We start from the raw sequence: 25,608 nt of genomic DNA, 5'->3' as shown, positions 1-25,608 counted from the left end.
CAGTCACCGGCTCGCGTGGTCCACGAGCGGCGTCACCAGGGCTGGCCGAAGGCGACCCTCTTGGCCTTGGCCGGACCCTCGAGCGTCGACCTCTGGCTGAAGTCGCCGTCCTTGAGCCCCGCGGTCACGGTCTTGAGGAGGTCGCTGCGGGTGCTGGTCGGGCTGTCCTTGATGGCCTTGAGGAACAGGTAGGTGAACGCGCCGTTCGACCTCCCGCTGAAGGTGGCGTCCGACGCGGTCTGGTCCGGCTTGCACGCGGCGAACAACACCGGCTTGGAGGCGGTCGAGCGGCTCTTGGTGAGCTCGACGAGGGCCTTGCGGTCGACGGTGCGCGGGCCGGTCGCGGCGCGGATCGAGCGAGCCTGCGCAAGACCGGTGGGCGTCGGTGGGGGCAGGTAGCGAGGCTTACGACCGAGGAGCTGGGCCTGCATGATCTCGTCGAGGTCCCTGAGGCCGGTACCGCTGTGGCACGTGTCGAGCACCACCTCGAGGAGCACACCCTGCGGCAGCCGCCCGAACAGGTCGTGCAGCTCGTCGTCGACGACGACGGTGTCGCGGTCCCACTGGTCGCCCTTCTGCCGGATGTCGTGGCAGGCGAAGGCCTCGTCGAGACCGTCGGGCTCGTAGTCGCCACCGGGCTCGTTGGGCACCTGGGTCCCGTGGCTGGAGAACGTGAAGACGAGGTGGTCGCCGGCCTTGGCCGTGCCGACCATCGAGTCGAGCGCCGCCATGACGTTCTTCTTGGTGGCGTCGGCGTCGGTGAGCACCGTCGTGGTCCGCGCAGTGAAGCCGTACTTCTTCAGCGCGGCCGCCACGTCCTTGGCGTCGTTGACACAGCCGTTCAGCCAGCTGGTCTGCGGCAGCGACGCGAACTCGTTGATCCCTACGCAGAGCGCCTTCTGTGCCATGCGAGTTCCTTCCTCTCGATCTCGTGCGGTGTTGGCTTCGCCTGGGACGTATGCCGTCTCACCCCGTCGCCAGCACGGCGTCGGGTCTCGCGTACACGACGTACGCCAGCCAGGTCGGGTCGTCGGCCTCGCGGGCGGCAGCCCGGGCGACGGCGCTCGCGCGGGAGATCGGGGTGCCCTTGAGCAGCTCCTCGTAGAGGCTCTCGACGAAGACCCTGGCGGGCTCCTCGTGCACCGACCACAGGCACGAGACGAACGCGGAGGCGCCGGCGTTGAGGAACGCCGTGGCAAAGCCGCCGACGGTGGTGAAGAGCTCCCCCACCCGTCCCGTCTGGCAGGCGTTGAGGACCACGAGCGGGCCGCCGACGGAGGGATCGGCCCAGTCGAGGTTCTCCGAGACGTCAGTGGCAGAGAGGAACTCGTTCATGACGACGTTGCCGCGCCTGCGGCCCCTGAGCAGGACCTGGGCGTCCGCGATGTTGTCGGTGCGAGCGGCCCCGTGGCCCGAGAAGTGGAGCAGGTCGAAGTTGCCGCCGCGCAGCAGCCGCTCGACGCCGTTCGGGGTGGCGGTGACCGCCCTGGCGCCGAACCGCTGTCTGAGGTACTCGGCCTCGAGAACTCCCGCGTCGTTGCTGATCGACGGGTCGGCGTAGACGGGGCAGATCGAGCGCGCCCGGCCGGTGCGGACCTTCAGCTGCTTGGGCGGGAAGCTTCCGATCTGCCACCGGACCAGGCCACCCTGGGCGAGGAACAGCGGGGTCGCGCCGCGCTTGCCGCGAGGCGGCTTGAGGTGCACTAGCTCCCAGGGCACGTAGGGCTCGTCGGTGTAGACGATGAGGTCGTGCACGAGGTCTCGGTGCGTCCAGAGGTACTCCTGCATGTCCTCCGGGAAGAACTGCCCGAAGAGCATGGAACCGATGTTCTGGAGCTTCCTCAGCCGGGCCGAGGGGCTGGAAAGGGTGTCCTTGATGACGCTCTCGACCTCGGCGATCCGGGCGCGGACGAAGTCGTCGCGTCCGACGATCGGAGGCGACTCGAAGAACCGCACGTCGTCGGGCTCGAGGCGCAGCGCGTAGCTGTAGACGAGCTCGCCCGTGGCCCGTCGTCCGAGACTGATGTCGAGGCACGCCACGCCGTCGAGCTCGGGAGCCTCGATGCCGGTGTGGACCGACGCCGTCACCGGGGTGGGTGCGCGCATGCCGTCCTGGGCCGCGGTGGCCTGCAACCGGACGGTCGCGACGGGAACCCAGCCCTGGCGGAGCACGACCTCGACGGCGACCGGGCCGGGCGCGATCGCCCTGGCTCGGAACGTCAGCTCGGCCGCCCAGTCGCCGCCGGGCAGGCCGAAGACCTTGCTGTCCCGCTCGAGCACCTCGACGTTGTCCTTGCCGAAGACCTGGACGCTGACCGGGCGCTCCGCATCGACTCGCACCTGCTGGTCGACGTGGACGGTTCCCTCAGTCGCCTCGATCGCGACCCGCGCCAGGCGAACTCGGATCGTGAACTCCTTTGCAGGAGTGACGGTTTCGGGCATCTCCGCCGCGAGGTGGGCGGTGGCCGCAGGCGGCGCGACCGGCTCCACGCCCGCGGGCGGCGGGGGCTCGGCCATCTCCACGCCTCGGTCACCGCCCCCGCGCGACGCACCCTCGGCCACGTCGTCCTCGGCGCGTGCCCCGGCAAGCGCATCCTCCGGGGACGCCTCTGGTGCCCCTTCCGCGCCGGCTGTCATCCACGCTGGGAGGGACGTGCCATCGTCCTCACCGGCACCGAGGCCGAGCGGCAGCCACTGGGAGATCTTGCCGAGGACCGAGGCGTTCGAGAAGTAGTTGACGTGGTAGGTGACGTCGTTCGTCCCCAGCGCCAACGTGTCCCGTACGAAACCGCCTTTCGGCAGGCCGATCGCCGACATCGACGCCGTGTCGACGACGAGGTCGTTGGGGCCCTCGAAGAGCCCGTCCAGGAAGCCCTCGGCGAGCCGTGCCGCGAGCTCGCGTGGGAACTCCGCCGGGACCGGGTGACCGCCGAGGAGCGAGACGTGGAAGTCCGACGACACGACGTACCAGCTCGTGCCCGGCTGCGGCTGGCCCGGCTGCATCGTGTTGATCTTCGTGACGAATGGCCCGTCGGGCACCATCGCAGCGAGCCCGGGCACCGCCCTGGCGTCAGCGGCATACGAGGCGAGGAACTTCACCAGCGCGCCGACGCCCTGCACCACACCGCCGACGACGGCCGTGAACGCGGCCGCGCCCGGCACGAGCGCGAGGCCGACCGCTCCGACCATCACGAGGTTGGTGTAGAGGTCGACGAGGTCGTGCCAGCGCTTCGGGTCGGCGAGATGCGTGCCGCCGTTGGTCGCGGCCACGAAGACGATGTTGTCGACCGAGCCCTGCCAGGACGACTGCGGCAGCACCGTCTCGACGAGCGACCTCGTGACGAGCCCACCTCTGCTGTGCGTGATGACGTCGATCTGCAGCGGCCGGCCGTCTCCCCCGGCCGACAGCAGGTCGAGCAGGTCGTGCGCGTTCTTCTCCGGATCGACACTGAGCGTGCGGTGGTCGTAGCCGATGACGGCGTCGTAGGCAGAGACGAGGGTGTCGACGAAGCGGCTCGCATCCGCCGCTACCGACATCGCCCCGAAGCCGCTCACGGTCGAGGAGAACGTGCCGTGGACGAGCAGCAGCACCCGTGGCGTCCAGTCCGTGTCGAGCGGCACCTCGGCGATCGACTGGATCGGCTTCCAGTGGTCGAGCGAGCCGCCGGTGATGTGCACGAGTCCTGTGCGGATCTTTGACTCGAGAACCTCGATGACCTTGCCGACCACCGCCGGCGCGACGAACTTGATGACGATGGCTTGCACCGCCCCATGAACCAGGTCGCCCAGCAGCCCGCGGTCACGAGACCTGTCCCCGTCCGACGGGGTGATCTCTCGCTCGCGTCCAGCCCTCTGGGAGTGGGGCGCTGGACGTGTGGGGCGCATCGGCTGCACCGGGATGTCGAAGCTGACGGTTCGGGGGCCGGGGTCGATGGAGCGGTCGACGGGGCCGCCCTTGGGCAGCTGCCAGGAGTAGACGCCGTCACGCTCGAGCAGCACGACCGCGTCATCACCGGGGGCGACGTCGACGTCGACCTGGACCGTGCCCCTGCGGTTCGAGGGTGGCCTGCCGTCGATGTCCCGAGACCTTCGGGGCGTGAGGTCGATCCGATCCAGGACGGTGAAGTCGTTGTCCGCCAGGGCATCCAGCAGCGCAGCGGTAGGTCCTCCCGCAGGCAGGGGCGGCAGGTCGCGGTCCGTGTGTCGCGGGCGGTCGTCGCCGGTCGAGGCTCGGGTGGCGTCGTAGGTCTCGGGGGTGCGCACCCGCACCGCTCCACCGCCGAAGGACGCGGCCGGCATACCTTGCTCCCTCCGAGGGGACCCGCTGGACGGACTCTCTTGTCACGGTAGAGGTGGAGACGTGCGCGCTGATACGGATTCGCCCAAAGCGGGCCGGTAATTCGTTTGCGTCGCAGGCGAGCGATGCGGCACCCTCGTGGACGACCGCGACGGCATCAGGCCGGCGCACGGGAACCCAAGGAGGGTGACATGTCGATCACGGCCCCGGGCATGCCTGCCCACATCGCTACGAACTTGGAGTTCCTTTGTCATTCAATGCTTTTCACGAGGACGAGTACGAGGTATTCGACTCTCGCCTGACTGACGGCCGGGCTCGCGACTACAGCGTCGAGGACTTTGCCGTCGACAGCGCGCCCGACGCACCTCCGGAGGGCGAGCGCTGGTCCAGCTGGGACGGTGCGACCCACGGTCCCAAGCCCCGACCCGACTGGGTCATCACCGACCTCGGCGCCGTCGAGGCCGACCTCGGTGTCCTCAAGACGGGCAAGGAGGCCGACGTCCACCTCGTCCGCAGGTGGGTGCCGGGCGCCCCGGAACGGGACGTCCTCATGGCCGGCAAGCGGTACCGGTCGAGCAAGCACCGCATGTTCCACCGCGACTCGGGCTACCTCGAGGGACGGAGGGTGCGCAAGTCGCGCGAGACGCGGGCCATCCGCACGCGGACCTCGTTCGGCAAGGAGCTGATCAGCGGACTCTGGGCCTTCGCGGAGTTCGAGACGCTGGTCCGGCTGTGGGGCGAGGGACTGCCGGTGCCGTACCCGGTGCAGATGTCCGACGACGAGATGCTGATGGAGTTCATCGGCACTCCCGACGGGCAGGCCGCGCCGCGGCTCGCCCAGGCCCGACCTGATCCGGAGCTGCTCCCGAGGCTCTACGAGCAGCTGCGCGAGGCGATGCTTCGGCTCGCCGAGCTCGGTTGGGCACACGGTGACCTCTCGCCGTACAACGTCCTGCTCGACGGCGACGGTGACGATGCGCGGCTGGTCCTCATCGACTGGCCGCAGATCGTCGACATCATCGGCAACCCGCACGGCCCGGAGTTCCTCGAGCGGGACGCGCGGAACATGTGCGACTGGTTCACCCGCCGGGGGTATGCCGTGGACGACGGACTCCTGTTCGGCGACCTCATGGCCGCGGCGACGTCGCGCTGGTAGATCACCGCGCCGTCCCCACGGACACACCAAGTGCCTGCGTGGCTGGCCGAGAGGCGTGAGCCACCACGCCGCGCGGGACTTGGTATGTCCGTGGGGCCGGCCCCAGCGGATCAGCCCGTCGGCGGCTCGTCCAGGAAGTCGGCGGGGTGGCCGAACTTGCCGGAGTGCACGAAGGCCTCGAGCGGCAGTCGAGACCTGGGCAGACGCGAGCGCGCACGCAGCCAGTCGGGCATCTCGAGGTCTCCGTCGGGCCCGGCCGGAAGCCCGAGCGCGATCCCGGTGGTCACCGCCCAGTGCGGGGGCACCGCGAACCGCTCGGCCGCGGCACGGTGGTCGAAGCCACCGAACTGGCGCACCTGCAGGCCCATGGACCTCGCCTGCACGGTGATGTGGGCCACCGCCTGGCCGAGGTCGAACATCGCGTAGTCGCTGTAGGCGATCTCGTGGTCCTCGTCGGTCGCGACCTGATGCAGCGTCAGGATGATCGCTGAAGCGCTCGGCGCCCACACCTGGTTCGCCGAGGACAGCAGCTCGACCATCGTGGCGTGGGTATCGTCGCCACGCCGGCCCACGATGAAGCCCCACGGCTGCGAGTTGCCCGCAGACGGTGCCCAGCGAGCCGCCTCCAGGATGGCCCGGAGCGACTCCGGCGACAGCACGTGCGACCGGTCGTAGACCATGACGCTCTCGCGCTCGCGCAACAGCGGAGTGAGGATGTCCGGCTGCGCCGAGACACCCGGCGGCGTATGCCGTTCGGTGGTCACCGTCTCGTCGCTCATGTCGCGCTCACCCTCCTCACGCACTCCTCAACCATGCCCGACGCCTGCCTCTTCCCGACTCCCCTGTGGGAAGGCCCACTCTGGGCTTTTGGCTCGCTTCGCTCGCCGCGCGTCAGTAGGCCCGCCCGACCACCGCGAGGACGTCCGGGTCGTCTTCAGACAAGGGCACGGAACCGTCGGGCATCGTGAGGCAGCGCACCGTGACGGACGACTCGGCCAGCACGGCCTCCCCTTCGTCGCCGACCCGCTTCCACGGGATCGTCGCCCAGCCCGTGCGAGCCGCCTCGGCGGCCTCGGCGAGGGTCTCGACAGCGGCGGTGTTCGTCTCTCGATGAGCCAGCGCGGCGGCATACAGAGCCTGGTGGTCCTCGTCGAGCGCGCGGGACACCTCGGTGACGAGCGCCCCGAGCGGCAGCGGCGACTTGCCTCCGGCGATGCGCCTCACGAGCGTCACCGTGCCGGCGGCGAGATCGCGCGGCCCGACCTCGATGCGCACCGGGATGCCCTTGAGCTCTGCGTCGACCGCGCGCCGGCCGAACGGCGTGTCGACCCGGTCGTCCAGCTCCGCGCGAATGCCCTGCGCCACAAGGTCTTTCACGACCTGGCCGGCCGCCTCCGCGACGCCCTCGCCCGCCTTGACGACCATGACGAGCACCTGGACAGGGGCGAGCCGCGGAGGCACGCGGAGGCCGTTGTCGTCGCCGTGGCACATGATGAGGCCTCCCACCATGCGGGTCGTGCTCCCCCACGAGGTCGTCCAGGCCAGCTCCTGGCGGCCCTGCTCCGAGAGGTAGGTGATGTCGAACGCCCTGGCGAAGTTCTGCCCGAGCTCGTGGCTGGTGCCCATCTGCAGGGCCTTGCCGTCACGCATCATCGCCTCGAGCGTCATCGTGTTCGTCGCGCCGGCGAAGCGCTCCTTCGCGGTCTTGCGGCCAAGGACCACCGGGATCGCGAGCACCTCCCTCATGAACGCGGCATACACGTCCTCGTGGATGCGCTTGGCGAACTGCCGCGCGTCCTGCTCCGTCGCGTGCGCAGTGTGCCCTTCCTGCCAGAGGAACTCGCTGGTGCGCAGGAAGATGCGGGGGCGCAGCTCCCAGCGCACGACGTTGGCCCACTGGTTCAGCAGCAGCGGCAGGTCGCGGTAGCTCTGCGTCCACTTGGCCATGAACTCCCCGATGACCGTCTCGGACGTCGGCCGCACCACGACCGGCTCCTCGAGCTCCTTGCCGCCCGCGTGCGTGACGACGGCGAGCTCCGGGCTGAAGCCCTCGACGTGCTCCGCCTCACGCTCGAGGTACGACTGCGGGATGAACAGCGGGAAGTAGGCGTTGCGAGCGCCCGTCTCCTTGATCCGGCGGTCCATGTCGGCCTGCATCCGCTCCCAGATCGCGTAGCCGTACGGCCGGATGACCATCGTGCCGCGCACCGGGCCGTTGTCGGCCAGCTCGGCCTTGGCGATGACGTCCTGGTACCACCGCGGGAAGTCGTCGGACTGTGGAGTGAGCACGCTCTGGGCCATGACGACCGATCCTACGGGTCAGGCCTCGCGCATCGTCGCGACGAGGAACGCCTGCCACGCCTCCCTCGAGTCGGCCAGCGCATCAGGGCTGCCCGCCTCCTCGAGGACGCGCGAGGTGGCCTCGCGAGTCGCGTCGTCCAGCTCCCCGGTGATCTCGACGTCCGTGCGTCCCCATACGTACCGGCACATCGCCTGCACGGCCTGGACCTGTGCGTGGGACCGGCGGATCAGTCTGGGCTGCTCCGGCCCGAAGCGTCCGATGTCGACGTGGATGTGGTTCGCGTGGGCGTCGTCGAACAGGTAGGTGAGGACGTCCGCGAACTCGTGGTGCAGCCCGGCGGCGGTGCGCCAGTAGAGCCGGAGGCGCCGCTGGAGCTCGGCCGCGGGCGCGTCACGCCACTGGTCGTAGCGCAGCGAGACGAGGTCGCGGCCGCCGGCGCGCAGGCGTGAGATGTCGATCGCCTCGCCCGAGCTGTGCCACGAGGTCGCGGCCCCGCGGACCCACGCGCCGTAGGAGCGGACCTCGTCGGGCACCTGGCCGATGTACCGCTCGTGCAGCGCCAGCCAGCGGTCGAGGCGCCGGCCGAAGGCGTCCGTCACGTAGTACGTCGCCGGCCGCCCGGTGACCTCGTAGACGTAGGTCGCCCGGCCGATCCGCCGCCGCCCGACGAGGTCGCGGTAGTCGACCGGCTGCGGGTCGATGCGCAGTTCGGGGGGCGGGGGGCCGGCGAGTCCAGGTATGCCGGGCACCTCGGAAAGCTCGACGAGCCCGCTTCGCGCGACGGCATACGTGCCGCCCGCAGCGACGACGCCGAGGGCACCCGCCACGATGAGGCCGCGCCGGGTGATGCGGGGCCTCTCAGAGCGCTCCATGCCCTGACCAACGCGCGGGCGCTCCCCGTCTCTCCCGAAGCCGTATGCCGCTTGTCCGCCACATGCACCCACCCGTCGCTCGGGCGCCTCGAAGGGGCGAACGGCATACCCTCTCCGGATGACAGGGGGCACGGGGCAACCTTTCGGCGACTCGCGCGTCGTGCCAGGTGTGAGAGTCATCGTCAGCGACCCGACGGACCGGGCGGCCGGCTTCCGCGGCCTCTTCGACGCCCACGCCACGCGAGCCGTGCGGTTCGCCGCGCTGCTCGGCGCCGACGACCCCGAGGACGTCGTCCAGGACGCGTTCTGCCGTCTCTACGAGCGCTACCAGGGTGGGACCGGAGACCTGGCCGACGCCGGCGCCTACCTCAACCGCGTCATAGTCAACCTCGTCCGCGACCGGCATCGCCGCCGGGTGGTCCGATGGCGCCGGACCCGCCTGGAGCGCCGCGACGCGGAACGGCACGCCGAGTCCGCCGAGGAGGCGTCGCTGCGCACGTCGGAGGCGAGCCGGGTGCTCGCCGCCCTGGACCACCTGCCAGAGCGGCGCCGGGAGGCGGTCGTGCTGCGGTACTGGCTGGACCTGTCGTATGCCGAGATCGCCACGCTCATGGGCACCACCGTCGGTGCCGCGAAGTCCGCCGTGTCCCGAGGGCTCGACGACCTGCACCGCCACCTGGAGGACCGATGACCGACCGTGACCTGCTGACCCGGGACCTGCTCGACACTGCCGCGCAGGAGATCGACGTCGACCTGGAAACGCTGTGGCAGCAGACCGAGAGACGCCTCGGCACTCGCCGGCCGTGGCTGCGCCCTACCCTCGGTGCCGCGTCGGTCGTCGCTGTCGCCGGCGCCGCGGTCGCCACGGGCTGGTGGACTGCCCGGCCGGACACCACGTCCTTCGGCTCCGGCACCGCGTCGGTCTCGTCTGCCACGACCCAAGCCGCAGCGACGTCGACCGCCACCACATCGACAGCGAGCGCGAGCACGACCTCGAGCGCTTCGTCGACCGGCCCGGTCATGCCCGGGCTCACCATCGGAAGCCCGCTGCCGGCATACCAGCAGTACGTCGACCAGACGAAGCTGGGCAGGCAGAACCGGTGGGCGCACATGGCCAAGGGCCGGACCATCGGCCTCGGCACGGTCCACGTCGGAGGGCGCCCGGCCAACATCCTGCTCGCGCCGGCGATGACGGACGCAGGGTCGTACGGCGACGGCAAGGCCCGGCCCGCGGGCTGCGTCATGGTGTGGCCCGCGAACCGCGACATCAACGACAACCAGGTCCGCGGGAGCAGCTCGACGTGCGTGACCTTCCCGCTGCCGACCGCCAAGCCGGGCCCCTTCGACGACCTCGGCGAAGGGGCGCTGTCGGACCCTTCGACCAACGAGGTGGACGAGTACCGGGATGTGCTCCGGCCGGTGGTGGCGACCTCAGAGCGGGTCGCCTCGGTGGACTTCGAGCAGGACGGTGTCCTGACTCCGCTGCCGTACCGGCTCACCCTCCCTGGTGTCGACGGGGCCGTGTTCGTCGGGTTCCTGCCGTATCGGCCGATGACCCAGGACTCGAACGTACGGCTCGTGGCTCGCGATGCGGCCGGAAGGGTGGTCTTCGACCGCCGGCTCTGAGCCGTCCGAAGGGGCGCCGCGGCGGCGCGGCGGATATTCGTTGGACCCGCCCCGCGACGGGCGGCAAGGTCGAGGACATGTGGCAGGACGAGCTCTGGGATGCCGAGACCGCAGCGCGCTACGACACGCCTGACGCGGGGATGTTCGCCCCCGACGTGCTCGGGCCGACCGTCGAACGGCTGGCCGCACTGGCTGCCGGGGGTGCCGCGCTGGAGCTGGCGATCGGCACCGGCCGGGTCGCCGTGCCCCTCGCGAAGCGCGGTGTGCCGGTCAGCGGGATCGAGCTGTCGCAGCCGATGGTGGACCGTCTCCGGGAGAAGGCCGACGCGCAGTCGATCCCGGTCGTCCTCGGCGACATGGCCACCGCGACCGCCCACGGCGAGTTCACGCTGGTGTACCTGGTGTACAACACGATCTCCAACCTCATGACGCAGCAGGAGCAGGTGGACTGCTTCCGCAACGCAGCCCGCCACCTCGTCCCGGGCGGCTGTTTCGTGGTCGAGCTCTGGGTGCCCGAGCTGCGCCGGCTGCCGCCCGGTGTGCCTGCGACCGTGTGGGACCTGCAGCCGGGCTACATCGGGCTGGACACGTACGACGTGCTGCAGCAGCACGTCGTCTCGCACCACTTCACCTTCGACGAGACCAGGCAGGCCCGCCTGACCCGCTCGCCGCACCGCTACATCTGGCCCGCCGAGCTCGACCTCATGGGGCGGCTCGCCGGTTTCGCGCTCGAGGCCCGGCACGCCGACTGGTCGGGCGCAGAGTTCACCGCCGAGTCGCGCTCACACGTGTCGGTCTACCGCCTGCCCTGACCGAGGCTCACCCGCGCGGGGGTCACCCGCGCGGGGGGTCAGCGGAGCGCGGGGGTCAGCGGAGCGCGGCGATGGCCTCGGCGGTCGCGAGCACCTTGTGCGCCGTGTCGACGTGGAGGTTCTCGATGAGCCGGCCGTTCAGCGTGGCTACGCCGGAGCCCTGCGCTGCCGCCGCCTCGAACGCGGCGATGACCGCGCGCGCCTCCTGCACCTGCGCCTCGCTCGGGGCGAAGACCTCGTTGCACGGATCGACCTGCCCCGGATGGATCAGGGTCTTGCCGTCGAAGCCCAGCTCCCTGCCCTGCCGAGCCTCGGCGACGAACCCGTCGGTGTCCTTCACGTCGTTGAACACACCGTCGACGATCGCGACCCCCGCGGCCCGCGCGCCGAGCAGAGCCAGCTGCAGCGACGTCTGGATCGCCGCGCGTCCCGGCGAGTACGTCGCGCCGAGCTCCTTGTAGAGGTCGTTGGTCCCGAGCACGAGGCAGGCGAGGCGGTCCGACGCGCTCGCGATCTCCTCCGCGTGCAGGATCGCCGAGGGCGTCTCGATCATCGCCCAGAGGCGTACATGCTCGGGGGCCCCGGCCGCCACCATCGCCTCGACGAGCGACCGCACCTCGTCCGCGGACCCGACCTTCGGCACCACCACCGCGTCGGGCCCTGCAGCGCAGGCCGCTGCAAGATCGGCGTCGTGCCACTGGGTGCCGATGCCGTTGACGCGGATCGTCAGCTCGCGCCGGCCATAGTCCCCGGACTGCACTGCAGCACAAGCGTTCTCGCGCGCAGTCTCTTTCGCGTCGGGGGCCACGGCATCTTCGAGGTCGAGGATGAGGGCATCCACGGGCAGGGTCTTCGCCTTCTCGAGGGCACGCTCGTTGGAGCTCGGCATGTAGAGCACCGAGCGGCGTGGGCGCACGGCCCCGCGTCCTGGAGCCGGGGAGGGGTCGCTCCCGAGCTTGCGAGGGTCCGATGCGTCATTCCCGTATGCCGTGTGGTCGGCGACCATGGGACTCAGCCTTCCTGCGTGGCGGGCTCGGCGGCATACAGCGCGGCGAGCGCGGGGTCGGTCCGGGCGAGGCGCTCGGCGAGCTCCACGATGACGAGGCACTGCTTGAGGCTCGCGTCGTCCTCCATCTTGCCGTCGAGCATGACGGCGCCCGTGCCGTCCCCCATCGCCGCGACGACACGCCTTGCGTGGCGGACGTCTTCGGCGGACGGGCTGAAGACGCGCTTGGCGATCTCGATCTGGACGGGGTGCAGCGACCACGTGCCGACACAGCCGAGCAGGAAGGCGTTGCGGAACTGGTCCTCGCACGCGACGACGTCGGCGATGTCGCCGAAGGGCCCGTAGTACGGGAAGATCCCGTGCATCGCGCACGCGTCGACCATCCGGGCGATCGTGTAGTGCCAGAGATCCTGCTGGTAGGTCGCGCGCTCTCCCTGGATGTCCCCGTCGAGCGGGTCCTGCCGCACGAGGTAGCCGGGGTGGCCGCCCCCGACCCGCGTCGTCTTCATCCGGCGGTCGGCCGCCAGGTCGGCGGGGCCGAGCGAGAGCCCCTGCATGCGCGGCGAGGCACCGCAGATCTCCTCGACGTTGGCCACGCCCCGCGCGGTCTCGAGGATCGCGTGGACGAGGATCGGGCGGGTCAGACCCGCACGCGCCTCGAGCTGGGCCAGGATCCGGTCGACGTAGTGGATGTCCTCGGCACCCTGAACCTTGGGCACCATGATCACGTCGAGCCGGTCGCCGATCTCGGTGACCAGCGTGGTCAGGTCGTCGAGCACCCACGGGCTGTCGAGCGCGTTGACCCGCGTCCAGAGCTGGGTGTTCTCCCCGAAGTCCGTGGCCTTGGCGATGGCGACGAGCCCGGCCCGTGCCGCCTCCTTGCGGTCTGCCTTGACCGCGTCCTCGAGGTTGCCGAGCAGCACGTCGACGGTGCCGACGAGCCCGGGGACCTTGGCCGCCATCTTCTCGTTGCTCGGGTCGAAGAAGTGGATGACCCGGGATGGACGCGCCGGGACCTCGGTGAGCGGTGTCGGGGCGCCCACCGCAAGGGGACGGAAGAAGTCCTTTGCGCTGCGCATGGGCGTCAACGTAGCAACGGCCCGGCGCACCCGGTTATGACCGCAGTCACGCCCACCACCAATGAGGTCGGAATCACTATGGTGGCGGTGTGACCGAGCCGCCCAGCGCCAACCTCACCGCCCTCCTCGGCGAGGCCATGAGCAAGTCCGGCCTGCTCTGGATCGACGTCGCCGACGACCGCACCTGGCCGGCCTGGCACGTGTGGGACGACGGCGCTGCCCTCGTGGTGAGCGGGCCGGGCGAGCAGCCGCTGCCCTGGCTGCCCAAGGAGGTCCGGCTGATCCTGCGCAGCAAGGACACCGGCGGGCGGTTGCTGACGATCCGGGCGCACGTCCACGTCCTCGAGCCCGGCACTCCCGAGTGGCAGCGTGCCGCCGAGCTGCTCAAGGCCTCGCGGCTCAACGCCGTCGACGACTCGCTGACCCGCTGGGCCGCCGAGTGCACCATCACCGCACTCGTGCCGTTCGACAGCCCGCTCGAGTCGCCAGGCGCCTACGACGCCGGCGACCACCGGGCCGCCCCCGCCCGCACGGCCGCGACGACGACCGCGTGGCGCCCGTGGCACCTCGGTGGGCGCGGAGAGGAGCGCGCAGAGCGCAAGCGCGCCAAGGCTGCCCGCAAGGCCGCGGTCAAGGCCGCCCGGGAGCGCGCCAAGCTGCGCAAGAAGCGTCAGCGACGTGGCGTCGGCCGGCACGGCACGTGACCGCATAGCCTGGGCCTCATGAGCGCCAGCACCCGCGTCTTCGTCGCGCGCCTGACGGGACTGAGCGTCTTCGACCCGCTCGGTGACCAGGTCGGTCGCGTGCGCGACGTCGTGGTGATGTTCTCGGCCAACCGGCCCGAGCCTCGCGTGATCGGACTGGTCGTCGAGGTGCCGGGCCGGAGGCGGGTGTTCGTGCCGATGACGCGGGTGACCTCGATCGACGCGGGTGCCGTGATCACGACCGGCCTGGTCAACATGCGCCGCTTCGAACAGCGGACCAACGAGATGCTGGTGGCCGCCGAGCTGTTCGACCGCACGGTCAAGGTGACGACGCCTGAGGCGGTCGAGGCGGGCTTCGGCGATGCGATCGTCGAGGACCTCGCGATCGAGCAGGGGCTGCGCCGCGACTGGCTCGGCGTCAAGGTCTTCGTCCGGCAGGCGTCCGGGGTGTCCTCGGCATCTCGCGCCATGTCACGCCTGACTCGCCGGCGGTCGGGCAAGACGATGCTCGTCGACACCCGTGACGTCCAGGGCCTGCACGAGCAGTCCGGCGCGCAGAGTGCGGAACGCCTCCTCGAGACGTACGACGACCTCAAGGTCGCCGACCTCGCCGAGGTCATCCACGACCTGAACCCCAAGCGGCGGGCCGAGGTCGCCGCCGCCCTCGACGACGAACGCCTGGCCGACGTCCTCGAGGAGCTCCCTGAGGACGACCAGGTCGAGATCATCGCCGGGCTCGACACCGAGCGGGCTGCGGACGTGCTCGAGGCCATGGAGCCCGACGACGCCGCCGACCTGCTCGCAGACCTGCCCCCCGAGCAGGCCGAGCAGCTTCTGCAGCTCATGGAGCCCGACGAGGCGGCGCCCCTGCGGCGGCTGCTCACCTACGACGAGAACACCGCCGGCGGCATGATGACGACCGAGCCGGTCGTGCTCGGTCCCGAGGCGACGATCGCCGAGGCGCTGGCGACGGTGCGCCGCGAGGAGCTCGCCCCGGCGCTCGCGTCCCAGGTGTACGTATGCCGTCCGCCCCTGGAGGCGCCCACGGGCCGCTACCTCGGCCTCGTCCACATCCAGCGCCTGCTGCGCGAGCCGCCGCACGCGGCGATCGGCTCGATCATCGACAAGGAGATGGAGCCCGTCTCGGCGAACGCCTCGCTCGAGACGGTGACCCGGACGCTCGCGACCTACAACCTCGTCTCGCTGCCCGTCGTCGACGACGACGGCCGGCTCATCGGTGCGGTCACCGTCGATGACGTGCTCGACCACATCCTCCCGGAGGACTGGCGCGAAGAGCGCCACGAGCTCGGAGTCCGCCCGTGAGCGAGCGTTCGGAGCGGCGGATCGGCGCCCGGGCCGTGCGCGGCGACAAGCTCGACCAGCCTCGCGAGCAGCGCGCTCGGTTCCTGCCGCAGGTGTCGCTGTCTCAGGAGGCCTTCGGCGTCCTCTCCGAGAAGTTCGCGCGCTTCATGGGCACGGCACAGTTCCTCATCGGGATGACGGTCTTCGTGCTCGTGTGGGTGGGCTGGAACATCCTGGCCCCGCCGAACCTGCGTTTCGACGAGTACCCGTTCATCTTCCTCACGCTCATGCTGAGCCTGCAGGCGTCGTATGCCGCACCCCTGATCCTGCTCGCGCAGAACCGGCAGGCGGACCGCGACCGGGTCGCCCTCGAGCAGGACCGGGCTCGCGACGAGCGCAACCTCGCCGACACCGAGTTCCTCACCCGTGAGGTGGCCTCGCTGCGCGTGGCGCTGCGGGAGCAGGCCACGCGCGACTTCGTCCGGTCCGAGCTGCGCGGCCTGCTCGACGAGCTCGAGGAGCGCGCCCTGCTCCGCCGCCTCGACGACGACCACACGCCCCCGCAACACACCGGCTAGCTGCACGCTTCTGCGGTAATAACCGGCGAACCTTGCGACTGCTCGGTGTGTTGCCGGTGTCGCGCGAGCGGGACGCGAGGGTCGCGTGAGTGTGGCAGGAGTGACAGGGGGCGTGGTCGGGAGCGGCCGATCTGCGGCATACGATGGACACCATGTCTGTCCCCGTGGTGCCCAGCCGTGATGCGCTGCTCACGGCCCTGTCGAAGGTCAACGACCCCGAGATCCGCAAGCCGATCACCGAGCTCGGCATGGTCAAGTCGGTCGAGATCGACGATGCCGGGCGGGTGGCGCTCGCGATCTTCCTCACGGTCTCGGGCTGCCCGATGAAAGACACCCTGACCCGCGACACCACAGCCGCCCTGCTCGCCCTCGACGGCGTCACCGCTGTGGACGTCGCACTCGATGTCATGAGCGACGAGCAGCGCGCCACCCTGCGTCAGCAGCTGCGCGGTGGGGCCCCGGAGAAGGAGATCCCCTTCGCCAAGCCGAGCTCGCTGACGCGGGTGTATGCCGTGGCGTCCGGTAAGGGCGGCGTCGGCAAGTCATCCGTCACGGTCAACCTGGCTGCCGCGATGGCCGAGCAGGGCCTGCGGGTCGGCGTCGTCGACGCCGACGTCTACGGCTTCTCGGTGCCGCGCATGCTCGGCGTCGAGCAGCGACCGACGCAGGTCGACGACATGATCCTGCCGCCCATCTCGCACGAGGTGAAGGTCATCTCGATCGGGATGTTCGTCCCGGGCAACCAGCCGGTCGTGTGGCGTGGCCCCATGTTGCACCGCGCCCTGCAGCAGTTCCTCGCCGACGTGTTCTGGGGTGACCTCGACGTGCTGCTGCTTGACCTACCGCCGGGCACAGGCGACATCGCGATCTCGATCGCGCAGCTCATCCCGACCGCCGAGATCCTCGTCGTGACGACGCCGCAGCAGGCCGCCGCAGAGGTCGCCGAGCGCGCGGGCTCCATTGCGCTGCAGACGCATCAGCGGGTCGTGGGCGTCATCGAGAACATGTCGTGGCTCGAGCTGCCGGACGGCACACGCCAGGAGATCTTCGGTTCAGGTGGTGGCCGGGACGTGGCCGACTCGCTGACCCGCAGCATCGGCGCCCCGGTCGAGCTGCTCGGTCAGATCCCGCTCGACACCCGGCTGCGGGAGGGTGGTGACAACGGCATGCCGGTCGTCCTCGGGGAGCCGGACTCCCCCGCCGCCGTGGCCCTGCGCGGCGTCGCGCGCACGCTCGCCACGCGCGCCCGGGGGCTCGCCGGTCGCTCGCTCGGACTCACGCCCGCCGGTCGCTGACCGCAGTCCGCTCGCTCGCGGGCGCTCGGCCAAGGACCCGGGGGCCGTCCCGCAGGACACATCAAGTCCGCTGCTCGCGCCCGGCTCGACCATGCCGAGGGGCGACTCGGGGGACTTGCTACGTCGGGCGGGACGGCCGCGGCCAGTGGGGCTGATCGCGACATCCGACGAGGAAGATCTCGAGCCAGTGACCGACCGGGTCAGGTGGCCTCGGTGTCCCACGGGGTCGGCAACGACGGGTCGTGGCCACGCGGCACGCTGACCGGCTTGTCGGCGGTGTCCGCCACCGGCTCCTCGTCGGGCGGTGCGCTGAGGGCGTCGCGCACGATCTTGCGCGGGTCGTACTGCCTCGGGTCGTAGGCCCGCCAGTCGATGTCGGAGAACTCCGGACCCATCTCGTCCTTGAGCTGCTGCTTGGCGCGGTCGGCCATCTGGCGAGCCTGGCGGACGAACCGTCCGAACTTCGCGGCGTAGTCGGGGAGCCGCTCGGGCCCCAGCACGAGGATGGCGAGCACACCGAGCAGGAGCAGCTCCCACCCGTTGATGTCGAACAACTGACCCTCGCTTCCACGCGTTCCTACGGCGCGGCCATCCTACGGTCCCGCGCTGGGAGCTACTTCGCCGGCTCCGCCTCGAGCGTCATCTTCAGGTCGAAGTCGTGCCCGTCGCGCTGGACCGTGAGGGTCACGGTGTCGCCCACGGCGCGCGACCGGATCGACACGATGAGCTGGTCGGGGGTGCGCACTCGCTTGCCCTCGAACGCGACGATGACATCACCCGGCTTGACCCCGGCCTTGGCGGCGGGACCTCCCGAGGTGACCGCGTCGCCCGAGTCGTCGACCTCTGCGCCCTCGCCCGTGAAGGTGCGGTTGAGCTTGACCCCGATGATCGGGTGCGTCGCCTTCCCGGTGGCGATGAGCTGGTCGGCGGTGCGACGCGCCTGGTCGCTCGGGATCGCGAAGCCCAGGCCGATGCTGCCGCCGGTCGACCCGGACGTCCCGGGCACCCGCGCGATCGCGCTGTTGACGCCGATGACCTGCCCGGTCATGTCGAGCAGCGGGCCGCCGGAGTTGCCGGGGTTGATCGCGGCGTCGGTCTGGATGGCGTTGATGTAGGACGCCTCGGTGCCGTCGCCGGGTGTCACGGGGCGGTTCATCGCGCTGACGATGCCCGTGGTGACGGTCTGGTCGAGGCCCAGCGGCGCGCCGACCGCGATCACCTGGTCGCCGACGACGACCTTGTCGGACTGGCCCAGGGTCAGCGGGGTGAGGTCGCTGCGGGCGATCTTCAGCACGGCGAGGTCGTAGCTCGCGTCGCGCCCGACGACCGTCGCCTTCTCGGTGTCGCCCGTGCTCAGCACGACCTGGATCTCGCCGTTGGGCGCCGCCTCCACCACGTGGTTGTTGGTCAGCACGTGGCCCAAGCGGTCGATGACGAAGCCGGAGCCCGTCGCCGAGCCCTCGCTACCGCCGTCCACCTTGATCGTGACGACGCTCGGCAGCACGTTCGCCGCGATGTTCGCCACCGACCCGGCCGGGCGTGACGTGGCGCCCGGACCCGGGGTGGGCAGGGTGGTCCCGCCGAGGTTGATGCGGTCCTCGGCGACGTGGCCGGCGACGCCGCCGATGACGCCGGACAACAGGCAGAGGGCGACGACGCCGGTCACGATGAGCCCACGACGGCGCCGAGGCCGTGAGGCCGCCGTCTCGTCGGTCAGTGGGACACCGGGCCCGCCGGGCACCTCGCCACCGGGGGGCGCCACCGGAGAGCCGGGTATGCCGCTGGCATCCGTCGGGCCGTACGCACCGTGGGTGCCATACGGGCCTGGAGCCCCGGTCGACCCCGCCGGCGCGGTCGTGCCGGCGGCGGCCGTCGCGGCGTAGTAGGCGCCGGCGGAGGCCGACGGCGAACCCGGCTGGTTCACCGAACCCGGCGCGTGCGAGTCGGGCGTCGGAGACTCGACCGGGGGCGTGTACGCCGCACGGTGCGCCTCCTCGGCCAGCGCGTCGGCGCGGTCACTGCCCCACGACGAGTCGGCGCGTGCCGGAACCCCCGTCGAGGCCGGGTCGCCGAACACGTCGAACCAGGCATCGTCGTCCTGGCCGGGCGCGGTGCTCGCGGGCTCGGAGGGGATGGCTCGCGTGTCGTGCAGGTCGATGATGCCGGTGCGCTCGGGCTCGCCGCGCTCGGGCCCATGCTCGGGCCCTTGCTGGAGGCCCGTCTCGGGCCCTGTCTGGGGACTCGCCTCGGGCGCTACCTCCGAAGCAGCGGGCTCGTGGTCCGGCGTCCTCGACTCGTCGCTCATGGACCTGATTGTGCCGAACTGACGCTGGTGAACCGAACCGGGCCCAGGTCACTGTCGCGGTGCGCGGTGCCGGTCGCGACGACCCAGTACGACACGGTGACGCGCACCGGCATGGCTGGGCCGTACATCGTGCCGCTGGAGGAGCTCGTGCGGCTCACCGGCAGCGAGTGCCCGTTCAGGCCCGTCAGGGAGTTCTGGCCGAAGTGCGCCACGGGGACCTGGCGCGACGTGCCGCCGGAACCGGAGACCGGGGACACGGCCAGGCCCCAGGCCGCCGCCACCGAGGCACCTGCCGCTATCGAGGCGACGACCGCAGCACGCATCGGGGAACGGTGCAGTGCGGGCGCACCCGGGGAGACCGTCGGCACGGGGTCGTACGAGGGGGCGGACGGCATACGGAAGCCGATGGGGGGCAATGGGATCCGTGGCCCGCTGTGCGCCGGCACCTCGGGCGCCGGCGGAGCCGTGGCGAGCCCGATGAGGGAGGACCGCAGGCTCATGGGCACCCCCGTGTCGGAGCGCAGCGACGCGACGATCCGGCGCTCCTGGTCCGCCGCGGCACGGCACATCGTGCAGCACACGACGTGGCGGTCGTAGAGGTGGAGCAGGGCAGGAGGCAGCGCGCGGTCGACGTACGCGCGGACGTGGTTGCGCAGGTGCGGCGTCACGGGGTCACCTCTGCACCATCAGCGCGTCCCTGCCGCGACCCGGCGTCCGGGGATCCGCAGGCCTGCGCGGCCCGTGCGCGACTCCGGCTTCGCGGCGGGCCTGGCAGCCACGTCGGGAGCGCGGTGCGCGAGGGCCTCGCGCAGCTGGGCGCGCCCTCGGTGGATCCTGGAGCGCACGGTGCCGAGCTTGACGCCCAGCGTGGCGCTGATCTCCTCGTAGGAAAGGCCCTCGATGTCGCACAGGACGACCGCGGCCCGGAACTCCGGCGCGAGGGCGTCGAGCGCACGCTGCACGTCGTCGTCGAAGCGGGCGTCGTGATACGTCTGCTCCGGGCCCTTCTCGGCGCTGGCAAGACGGCCGGCGGCGTCCTCAGGGAGGGCGTCGAAGCGGATGCGCTGCTTGCGGCGCATCTTGTCGAGGAACACGTTGGTCGTGATGCGGTGAAGCCAGCCCTCGAACGTGCCCGGCTGGTACGAGTGCAGCGACCGGAACACGCGGACGAACACGTCGTGCGTGAGGTCCTCCGCGTCATAGGGGTTGCCCGTGAGGCGGTAGGCCAGCCGGTACACGCGCGCCGAGTGCTGCTCGACGATCTCCTCCCAGGTCGGAGGAGTCCATGCAGAGTCGGCCTGCGCCACGGTGGCGGGCGGGGTGGTCGTCACGCTGGTGGTCACGGGGGCCTTTCACGGAAGGGTTCAACGACAAGAACGCCATTGCGTCTCGTTTCGTTCCCCTTCAGAGTGGCCGATCCGGTTATGTGCGCGCACATCGGAACCTGTGGATCCGCTGTGGATCCCCGATGACCGCCTGTCAGCGCTCGCCCGCCTCGCCCGCCTCGCCCGCCTCGGCCGCATCGGCCGCCTGCTCGGCCGCCTGCTCGGCCGGCACGGCCTCGTGGTGCCGGCGCCCATGGGTGCGCCGGTCCTCCTTCATCTGCGCCTCGAACAGGTGGCGGCGGCCCCCGACGAGCCGTTCGCGCGCCAGCGCCTCGAGCCGCTTGAAGGTCTCGTAGTAGCCGTCGTCGTACTCCTCGACGACCTGGAAGGTCCAGCGGCCCTCGAGCACGTTCCGGCCGACCAGGTCGGTCTCGATCTCGTCGGCGAGCTCTCCATGACCGGCCGCCCGGAGCAGGTCGACGGCCTCACCGAGGGCGAGGTCGGCCGTGCCGGTCAGGCGATGGAAGCCGTAGAGGTGGCCACGCGCGTCCTCGACGACCTCGAAGGCCTCCGACAGCTTCCCGAGAGCCTCGATCGTCGCGTCGTCGACGCCCGCCGGACGGCGGTGCTGGGGCGCCGGCAGGTCGAGTTCGTCCATGTCCGCACCCTAGGCGCTTCCGGGACGCCGTAGGTCCCGAGCGCCCCGACGCGCGTCCCGTCGATGCCGTATGCCGCACAGTAGGGTGGCCCGCATGAGCACCCAGAAGGTTGCGGCCTGGTCGCACGCGGAGGAGTTCGTCACCCCGAGCGAGCACATCGAGCAGGCCCGACTGCGGGGTGAGGAGCTCGGCGCCGAGCCCGTCGGCAACGGCGTCGGGGCGGTGCTCCAGCTGCTCGCGGCGGCGATCGGGGCCAAGGCCGTCATGGAGGTCGGCACGGGCGCCGGCGCCTCGGGACTGTGGCTGCTCGGTGGGATGCCACCGGACGGCATACTCACGACGATCGACCTCGAGACCGAGCACCAGCGGGCGGCGCGAGACGCGTTCGCCGCAGCCGGCATCGCGCACCAGCGCACCCGGGTCATCGCCGGGCGCGCGCTGGAGGTGCTCCCGCGGATGACCGACGGCGCCTACGACCTGTTCGTCGTCGACGCGGACCGGCAGGAGTACCCCGAGTACCTCAACCAGGCCGCGCGGCTGCTGCGCACCGGGGGCACCCTTGCCATGACGTGGACCGACAAGGAGTCCGACCCGGCGAACCGCGATGCCGAGACCCGCACCCTGCGCGACGTCGGCAAGTCGATCCGCGACCACGCCGGCTTCACGGTCGCCCTGCTTCCGGTCAGCGACGGCCTCCTCCTCGCCGTCAAGAGCTGACCACGTAGCCGTCCAGGCTCGTCAAGCCCCTGGCCGGACTCCGACCTCGGATTGCCCACGGCACCAAGGGAATCCGAGAGTGCAAGCGCGCCGAGGCGAAATGCGGACAACGCCCGCTTGACGCCCCGGTCACGCGGCGATCACGCGGACCTCACACCTCAGTCACGCCCGTGTCACGCGCGGCTCACGCGGCCCTCACGCCGGCATGACGCAAGATTCACGCCTGCCTGACGGCACGATGACGGACCCGTCACACCCCTCTCGGTCTACTTGTTGGCAGCAGGGAAGGAGGTGAACACCATGAACATGATCAGCTACTCCGAGCTCGAGTCCGAGACCGTCGAGCTGCTTCCCGAGAAGGAGACGCTCTTCTTCAACAACAACTGGGCCGGCATCTACGCGAGCAACTCGTCGCTCGCTCTCAACGTTGCCTCCGTTTTCGCGAACGCCCAGAGCAACGCGACCCAGGTCATCGGCGTCGTCCAGCACTGACCCGCTGTCCGGTGCCACCGTCCCGCCGACACTCGGGACGGGGCACCGGACTTCCGCATGTAGAAGGGGGATGTCATGCAGACCATGACGTCGATCTCGCTCAGGGACATCGACGACGAGCTCGTCGAGTGCCTGCCGGACCGGGAGACGCTGTTTTTCGACATCAACGTCGCCCCGGTCATCGGGGTGAACCTGTCGATTGCGATCAACGCCGCGACGGTCAACAGCAGTGCGTACGCCAATGCGCACCAGGTCCTCGCGTCAGTCATCCACTGACCTGTTCACCCGATCGTGCTGGCGTGCCCTCCAGGCACGGGGACGCGCCAGCACGGTATGCCGCAGCCTGAAGCTTTGGGGGAAACCATGTCCGAGCTCGTCGCCTCCCGCGTGAGCACGCCGAGCGTGCTGGGCACGCAGGCCTTGCCGGCCGAGCGCCACCTGACGCCCGTCGGACCGGCGCAGACCGACCGGCCACTCACCGAGGTGCGGTGGGCCGTCCCACGGGACGTGGCACTCCTCGGACCGGTGCCGGCGTCGGGGCTCGCCACGACGCCGTACCTCGTGCGCCGCGGAGACGGCCAGGTGATCCAGGTCTCCGAGCTGCTGCACGTCGTGCTGTCACGCGTCGACCCCGCGCGCACCCTGGCCCAGATCGCCCGCTCGGTCAGCCTCGTCCACGGCAGGATGCTCACCGAGGACGGCCTGGACTACCTCCTGCGCACCAAGCTGATGCCGCTCCGGCTCGTCACCGAGGTCGGCGCCGAGCCAGCGGCCTCCGACGCCGACCGCAGCGTGGCCCGGCCGGTGCTGAGCCTCGGGCTGCGCGGCACGCTGATCCCGGCTGCGGTGGTCCGCCCGCTCGCCCGCCTGCTGACCCCTGCCTTCCACCCGGCCGTCGTCGTCGCCGCGCTTGCCGCACTCGTGGCCCTGGACGCGAGGCTTCTGCTCGACGGCGGTGTCATGTCGGCCCTGTCCGCCGTGCTGGCCACCCCGACGCTCCTGCTCGCGCTCTTCGGGATCATGACGCTGGGGGCGGTCATCCACGAGCTCGGGCACGCCGCGGGCTGTGCCGCCTCCGGCGGGACGCCGGGCCGGATCGGCGTCGGCATCTACCTGCTCTTCCCCGCGTTCTTCACCAATGTCACGGACTCGTACCGCCTCGACCGCAGGGGCCGGCTCAGGACCGATCTCGGCGGCCTCTACTTCAACGTCTGGTGCCTGCTCGTGGCCGGCACCGTGCAGGCATGGACCGGCAGCGGGCTGCTGCTGCTCGTCATCCTGCTCATGCAGATCGAGATGATCCAGCAGCTCATCCCGACCGTCCGGTTCGACGGGTACTTCGTGCTGACCGACCTCACGGGCATCCCGGACCTGTTCTCCCGCATCAAGCCGGTGCTGCGCTCGCTCATGCCCGGCCGCCCGGTCGACCCGCGAGTGAAGGAGATGCGCCCGTCGGCGCGGCGGGCCGTGACGGCGTGGGTCTTCACGGTCGTGCCGCTGCTCGGGATCGCCCTGGTGTGGACGATCGTCAACCTGCCGACCATCGTGACGACCACCTTCGGAGCGATCGGGGTCCAGTGGGACGCCGTGGTGAGCGGCTGGAGGTCCACATCGGTGCAAACGGTGCTCGTTGGTGCGATCGGCACTTTCCTGCTCGTGCTCCCCCTCGCGGGACTAGCCTTGGTCTTCTACCGGATCGTTCTGCTGCTGGTGGGCGTCCTGCGACGGCGCCTGACTGCTGACTCGAGGCGGACGCGCATGAGCACGATCGACAGACCACCGGCCGCGGTGCCGGGGCGACCCGACGACGCGCGCGACGGACTCGCCGGACCACGGCCCGAGCCCGTTTCCGCACCGGCGCTCCCGGACCCCCTGCGCCCCGAGCCCGCCCTGCTTCAGCCCGTGACGCCACCGCCCGTGACACAACCGCCCGTGACGCCACCGCCCGTGACGCCATCGCCCGAGGACGCCGCCGACACCACCCACACCGCCGGCACGACGCAGGCGCCTCCAGAGACGCTGACCGGCCCGGCCCAGGTCGAGCCGGCCCAGGTCGAGCCGGCCCAGGCCGACCCGGCCCAGGCCGATCCGGCGACGGCGAGCCGGGCCCGTGGCGAGCACGCCGGTGCGGGCGAGAACGAGTGGGCCAGCTCGCTGTCGGCGGACGAGTTCACCGACGAGGCGTTGTTCGGCGAACCCCGCACGATGGCCCGCACGGGATGGCGCCGGGCCGTGCGGGTAGCGACCGGCGGACGGGTCGCCCCCGGCCCCGGTGCCGAGGAGCTCCGCCGCGCCCAGATCGCCCAGCGGGTCCGGGCCCCGATCGACGGCAGCCGCCGCATCGTGGTCATGAGCCGCAAGGGCGGCGTCGGCAAGACCACCGTGACCGTCGGCCTCGGCGCGACGTTCGCGCAGAGTCGCGGAGACCGCGTCGTCGCGGTCGACGCGAACCCTGACGCCGGCAACCTGGCCCGGCGCATCGCCGGCGACTGCCCGCGCACGGTCACCGACCTGCTCGCGGACATGGACACGATCGACACGTTCTCGGCCATGCGGCGCTACACCTCGCAGTGCGAGGAGTCCCGGCTCGAGGTGCTCTCGTCCGACGACGACGCGACGATCAGCCAGGCCCTGGACCGGCCGGCATACCGGCGCGTCGTCTCCCTCCTCGACCACTACTACAACCTGATCCTGCTGGACACGGGCACCGGCATCCTCGACAGCGCGAACCAGGGCCTGCTCGGCGAGGCCGACCAGCTCGTGCTCGTGCTTCGGCCCGCGCTCGACGGAGCCCGCGCGGGTGCCCAGACGCTCGACTGGCTCGACCATCACGGCTACGCCGACCTCGTCTCATCGGCCGTCGTCGTCATCAACGCCGTCGCGCGCAGCGACGACCAGACCATCAGCACCGTCAAGCAGCACTTCGCCCGCCGCTGCGCCCACGTCACCGAGATCCCCTGGGACGCGGCGCTCGAGTCGGGTGGGCGCACCCTCCTGTCGCGGCTGTCCCCGAGCACGCAGGAGGCGTTCATCGACGTGGCCGCGGCTGTGGCCGACCGGTTCGCCAACACTGGCACGTGA

General features: G+C 71.0%; 24 protein-coding genes. 12 read left to right on the top strand and 12 right to left on the bottom strand.

What is annotated here, in order from left to right; all coding sequences use genetic code 11:
* Positions 1-32 precede the first annotated feature (32 nt).
* A complete protein-coding gene (locus tag ACWEOW_RS11630; protein WP_452269349.1) occupies positions 33-908 on the bottom strand; it encodes a caspase family protein in 876 nt (291 codons plus the stop codon).
* Between the two features lie 58 nt (positions 909-966).
* Positions 967-4,299: a DUF7379 domain-containing protein gene (locus tag ACWEOW_RS11625; RefSeq protein WP_452269348.1), complete on the bottom strand. Its 3,333-nt coding sequence runs from the start codon at positions 4,297-4,299 to the stop codon at positions 967-969.
* Between the two features lie 245 nt (positions 4,300-4,544).
* Here ACWEOW_RS11625 and ACWEOW_RS11620 point away from each other — a divergent pair, with 245 nt between their 5' ends.
* The gene (locus tag ACWEOW_RS11620) at positions 4,545-5,453 is read left to right on the top strand and encodes a serine protein kinase RIO (protein ID WP_452269347.1); all 909 of its coding nucleotides are present in this window, start codon (positions 4,545-4,547) and stop codon (positions 5,451-5,453) included.
* A 110-nt stretch (positions 5,454-5,563) separates the two neighbouring features.
* Here ACWEOW_RS11620 and ACWEOW_RS11615 read toward each other — a convergent pair whose 3' ends face one another.
* The 3 genes from ACWEOW_RS11615 to ACWEOW_RS11605 form a co-directional block, all read right to left on the bottom strand.
* Positions 5,564-6,232, bottom strand: a complete 669-nt coding sequence (locus ACWEOW_RS11615; protein WP_452269346.1) for a nitroreductase family protein — start codon at positions 6,230-6,232, stop codon at positions 5,564-5,566.
* A 112-nt stretch (positions 6,233-6,344) separates the two neighbouring features.
* Positions 6,345-7,754 (bottom strand): proline--tRNA ligase, encoded by a 1,410-nt coding sequence (proS, locus tag ACWEOW_RS11610; protein WP_452269345.1) that lies wholly within the window; start codon positions 7,752-7,754, stop codon positions 6,345-6,347.
* A gap of 18 nt (positions 7,755-7,772) precedes the next feature.
* Positions 7,773-8,627 (bottom strand): extensin family protein, encoded by an 855-nt coding sequence (locus ACWEOW_RS11605; protein ID WP_452269344.1) that lies wholly within the window; start codon positions 8,625-8,627, stop codon positions 7,773-7,775.
* Between the two features lie 118 nt (positions 8,628-8,745).
* On the opposite strand from ACWEOW_RS11605, the gene ACWEOW_RS11600 reads away from it, so the two are divergent.
* The 3 genes from ACWEOW_RS11600 (at position 8,746) to ACWEOW_RS11590 (ending at position 11,065) form a co-directional block, all read left to right on the top strand.
* Positions 8,746-9,318: an RNA polymerase sigma factor gene (locus tag ACWEOW_RS11600; RefSeq protein ID WP_452269343.1), complete on the top strand. Its 573-nt coding sequence runs from the start codon at positions 8,746-8,748 to the stop codon at positions 9,316-9,318.
* On the top strand, positions 9,315-10,253 hold the full coding sequence (locus ACWEOW_RS11595; RefSeq protein ID WP_452269342.1) for a hypothetical protein: 939 nt from the start codon (positions 9,315-9,317) through the stop codon (positions 10,251-10,253). Before ACWEOW_RS11600 ends, ACWEOW_RS11595 begins: the two co-directional genes overlap by 4 nt.
* A gap of 77 nt (positions 10,254-10,330) precedes the next feature.
* Positions 10,331-11,065 (top strand): class I SAM-dependent methyltransferase, encoded by a 735-nt coding sequence (locus ACWEOW_RS11590; RefSeq protein WP_452269341.1) that lies wholly within the window; start codon positions 10,331-10,333, stop codon positions 11,063-11,065.
* 55 nt (positions 11,066-11,120) lie between these two features.
* On the opposite strand, the gene ACWEOW_RS11585 is transcribed toward ACWEOW_RS11590, so the two are convergent.
* Positions 11,121-12,071, bottom strand: coding sequence for an HpcH/HpaI aldolase/citrate lyase family protein (locus ACWEOW_RS11585; protein ID WP_452269340.1), 951 nt, complete (start codon positions 12,069-12,071; stop codon positions 11,121-11,123).
* Positions 12,072-12,076: 5 nt separating this feature from the next.
* Entirely contained in the window at positions 12,077-13,150 is a 1,074-nt protein-coding gene (locus ACWEOW_RS11580) for an HpcH/HpaI aldolase/citrate lyase family protein (protein ID WP_452269339.1), read from the bottom strand.
* Positions 13,151-13,239: 89 nt separating this feature from the next.
* Between ACWEOW_RS11580 and ACWEOW_RS11575 the strand changes: the two genes are divergently transcribed.
* The 4 genes from ACWEOW_RS11575 to ACWEOW_RS11560 all read left to right on the top strand — a co-directional run bounded on the left by ACWEOW_RS11575 (position 13,240) and on the right by ACWEOW_RS11560 (position 17,029).
* Positions 13,240-13,854: a hypothetical protein gene (locus tag ACWEOW_RS11575; RefSeq protein WP_452269338.1), complete on the top strand. Its 615-nt coding sequence runs from the start codon at positions 13,240-13,242 to the stop codon at positions 13,852-13,854.
* Between the two features lie 18 nt (positions 13,855-13,872).
* Positions 13,873-15,177: a magnesium transporter MgtE N-terminal domain-containing protein gene (locus ACWEOW_RS11570; RefSeq protein WP_452269337.1), complete on the top strand. Its 1,305-nt coding sequence runs from the start codon at positions 13,873-13,875 to the stop codon at positions 15,175-15,177.
* Positions 15,174-15,734, top strand: coding sequence for a DUF1003 domain-containing protein (locus tag ACWEOW_RS11565; protein WP_452269336.1), 561 nt, complete (start codon positions 15,174-15,176; stop codon positions 15,732-15,734). Before ACWEOW_RS11570 ends, ACWEOW_RS11565 begins: the two co-directional genes overlap by 4 nt.
* A 152-nt stretch (positions 15,735-15,886) precedes the next feature.
* A complete protein-coding gene (locus ACWEOW_RS11560) occupies positions 15,887-17,029 on the top strand; it encodes an Mrp/NBP35 family ATP-binding protein (RefSeq protein WP_452269335.1) in 1,143 nt (380 codons plus the stop codon).
* A gap of 200 nt (positions 17,030-17,229) precedes the next feature.
* Here the strand turns inward: ACWEOW_RS11560 and tatB are convergent, their stop codons facing one another.
* The 5 genes from tatB to ACWEOW_RS11535 all read right to left on the bottom strand — a co-directional run bounded on the left by tatB (position 17,230) and on the right by ACWEOW_RS11535 (position 21,317).
* Positions 17,230-17,583, bottom strand: coding sequence for a Sec-independent protein translocase protein TatB (gene tatB, locus ACWEOW_RS11555; protein ID WP_452269334.1), 354 nt, complete (start codon positions 17,581-17,583; stop codon positions 17,230-17,232).
* A gap of 59 nt (positions 17,584-17,642) precedes the next feature.
* On the bottom strand, positions 17,643-19,334 hold the full coding sequence (locus tag ACWEOW_RS11550) for a trypsin-like peptidase domain-containing protein (protein WP_452269333.1): 1,692 nt from the start codon (positions 19,332-19,334) through the stop codon (positions 17,643-17,645).
* Positions 19,331-20,002 carry a hypothetical protein gene (locus ACWEOW_RS11545; protein WP_452269332.1) on the bottom strand — a complete coding sequence of 224 codons (672 nt, stop codon included), beginning with the start codon at positions 20,000-20,002 and terminating at the stop codon, positions 19,331-19,333. Before ACWEOW_RS11545 ends, ACWEOW_RS11550 begins: the two co-directional genes overlap by 4 nt.
* An 18-nt stretch (positions 20,003-20,020) precedes the next feature.
* Positions 20,021-20,677, bottom strand: a complete 657-nt coding sequence (sigE, locus tag ACWEOW_RS11540) for an RNA polymerase sigma factor SigE (protein WP_452269331.1) — start codon at positions 20,675-20,677, stop codon at positions 20,021-20,023.
* Positions 20,678-20,813: 136 nt separating this feature from the next.
* Positions 20,814-21,317: a hypothetical protein gene (locus ACWEOW_RS11535; protein WP_452269330.1), complete on the bottom strand. Its 504-nt coding sequence runs from the start codon at positions 21,315-21,317 to the stop codon at positions 20,814-20,816.
* A 94-nt stretch (positions 21,318-21,411) separates the two neighbouring features.
* On the opposite strand from ACWEOW_RS11535, the gene ACWEOW_RS11530 reads away from it, so the two are divergent.
* The 4 genes from ACWEOW_RS11530 (at position 21,412) to ACWEOW_RS11515 (ending at position 25,608) form a co-directional block, all read left to right on the top strand.
* A complete protein-coding gene (locus tag ACWEOW_RS11530) occupies positions 21,412-22,035 on the top strand; it encodes an O-methyltransferase (protein ID WP_452269329.1) in 624 nt (207 codons plus the stop codon).
* A 300-nt stretch (positions 22,036-22,335) separates the two neighbouring features.
* Positions 22,336-22,527 (top strand): hypothetical protein, encoded by a 192-nt coding sequence (locus tag ACWEOW_RS11525; RefSeq protein WP_452269328.1) that lies wholly within the window; start codon positions 22,336-22,338, stop codon positions 22,525-22,527.
* Positions 22,528-22,602: 75 nt separating this feature from the next.
* Positions 22,603-22,803, top strand: coding sequence for a hypothetical protein (locus ACWEOW_RS11520; RefSeq protein ID WP_452269327.1), 201 nt, complete (start codon positions 22,603-22,605; stop codon positions 22,801-22,803).
* Between the two features lie 87 nt (positions 22,804-22,890).
* Entirely contained in the window at positions 22,891-25,608 is a 2,718-nt protein-coding gene (locus tag ACWEOW_RS11515; RefSeq protein WP_452269326.1) for a nucleotide-binding protein, read from the top strand.

The organism is Monashia sp. NPDC004114 (genome assembly GCF_053603855.1).
This window is presented reverse-complemented; position numbering and strand designations above follow the sequence as displayed.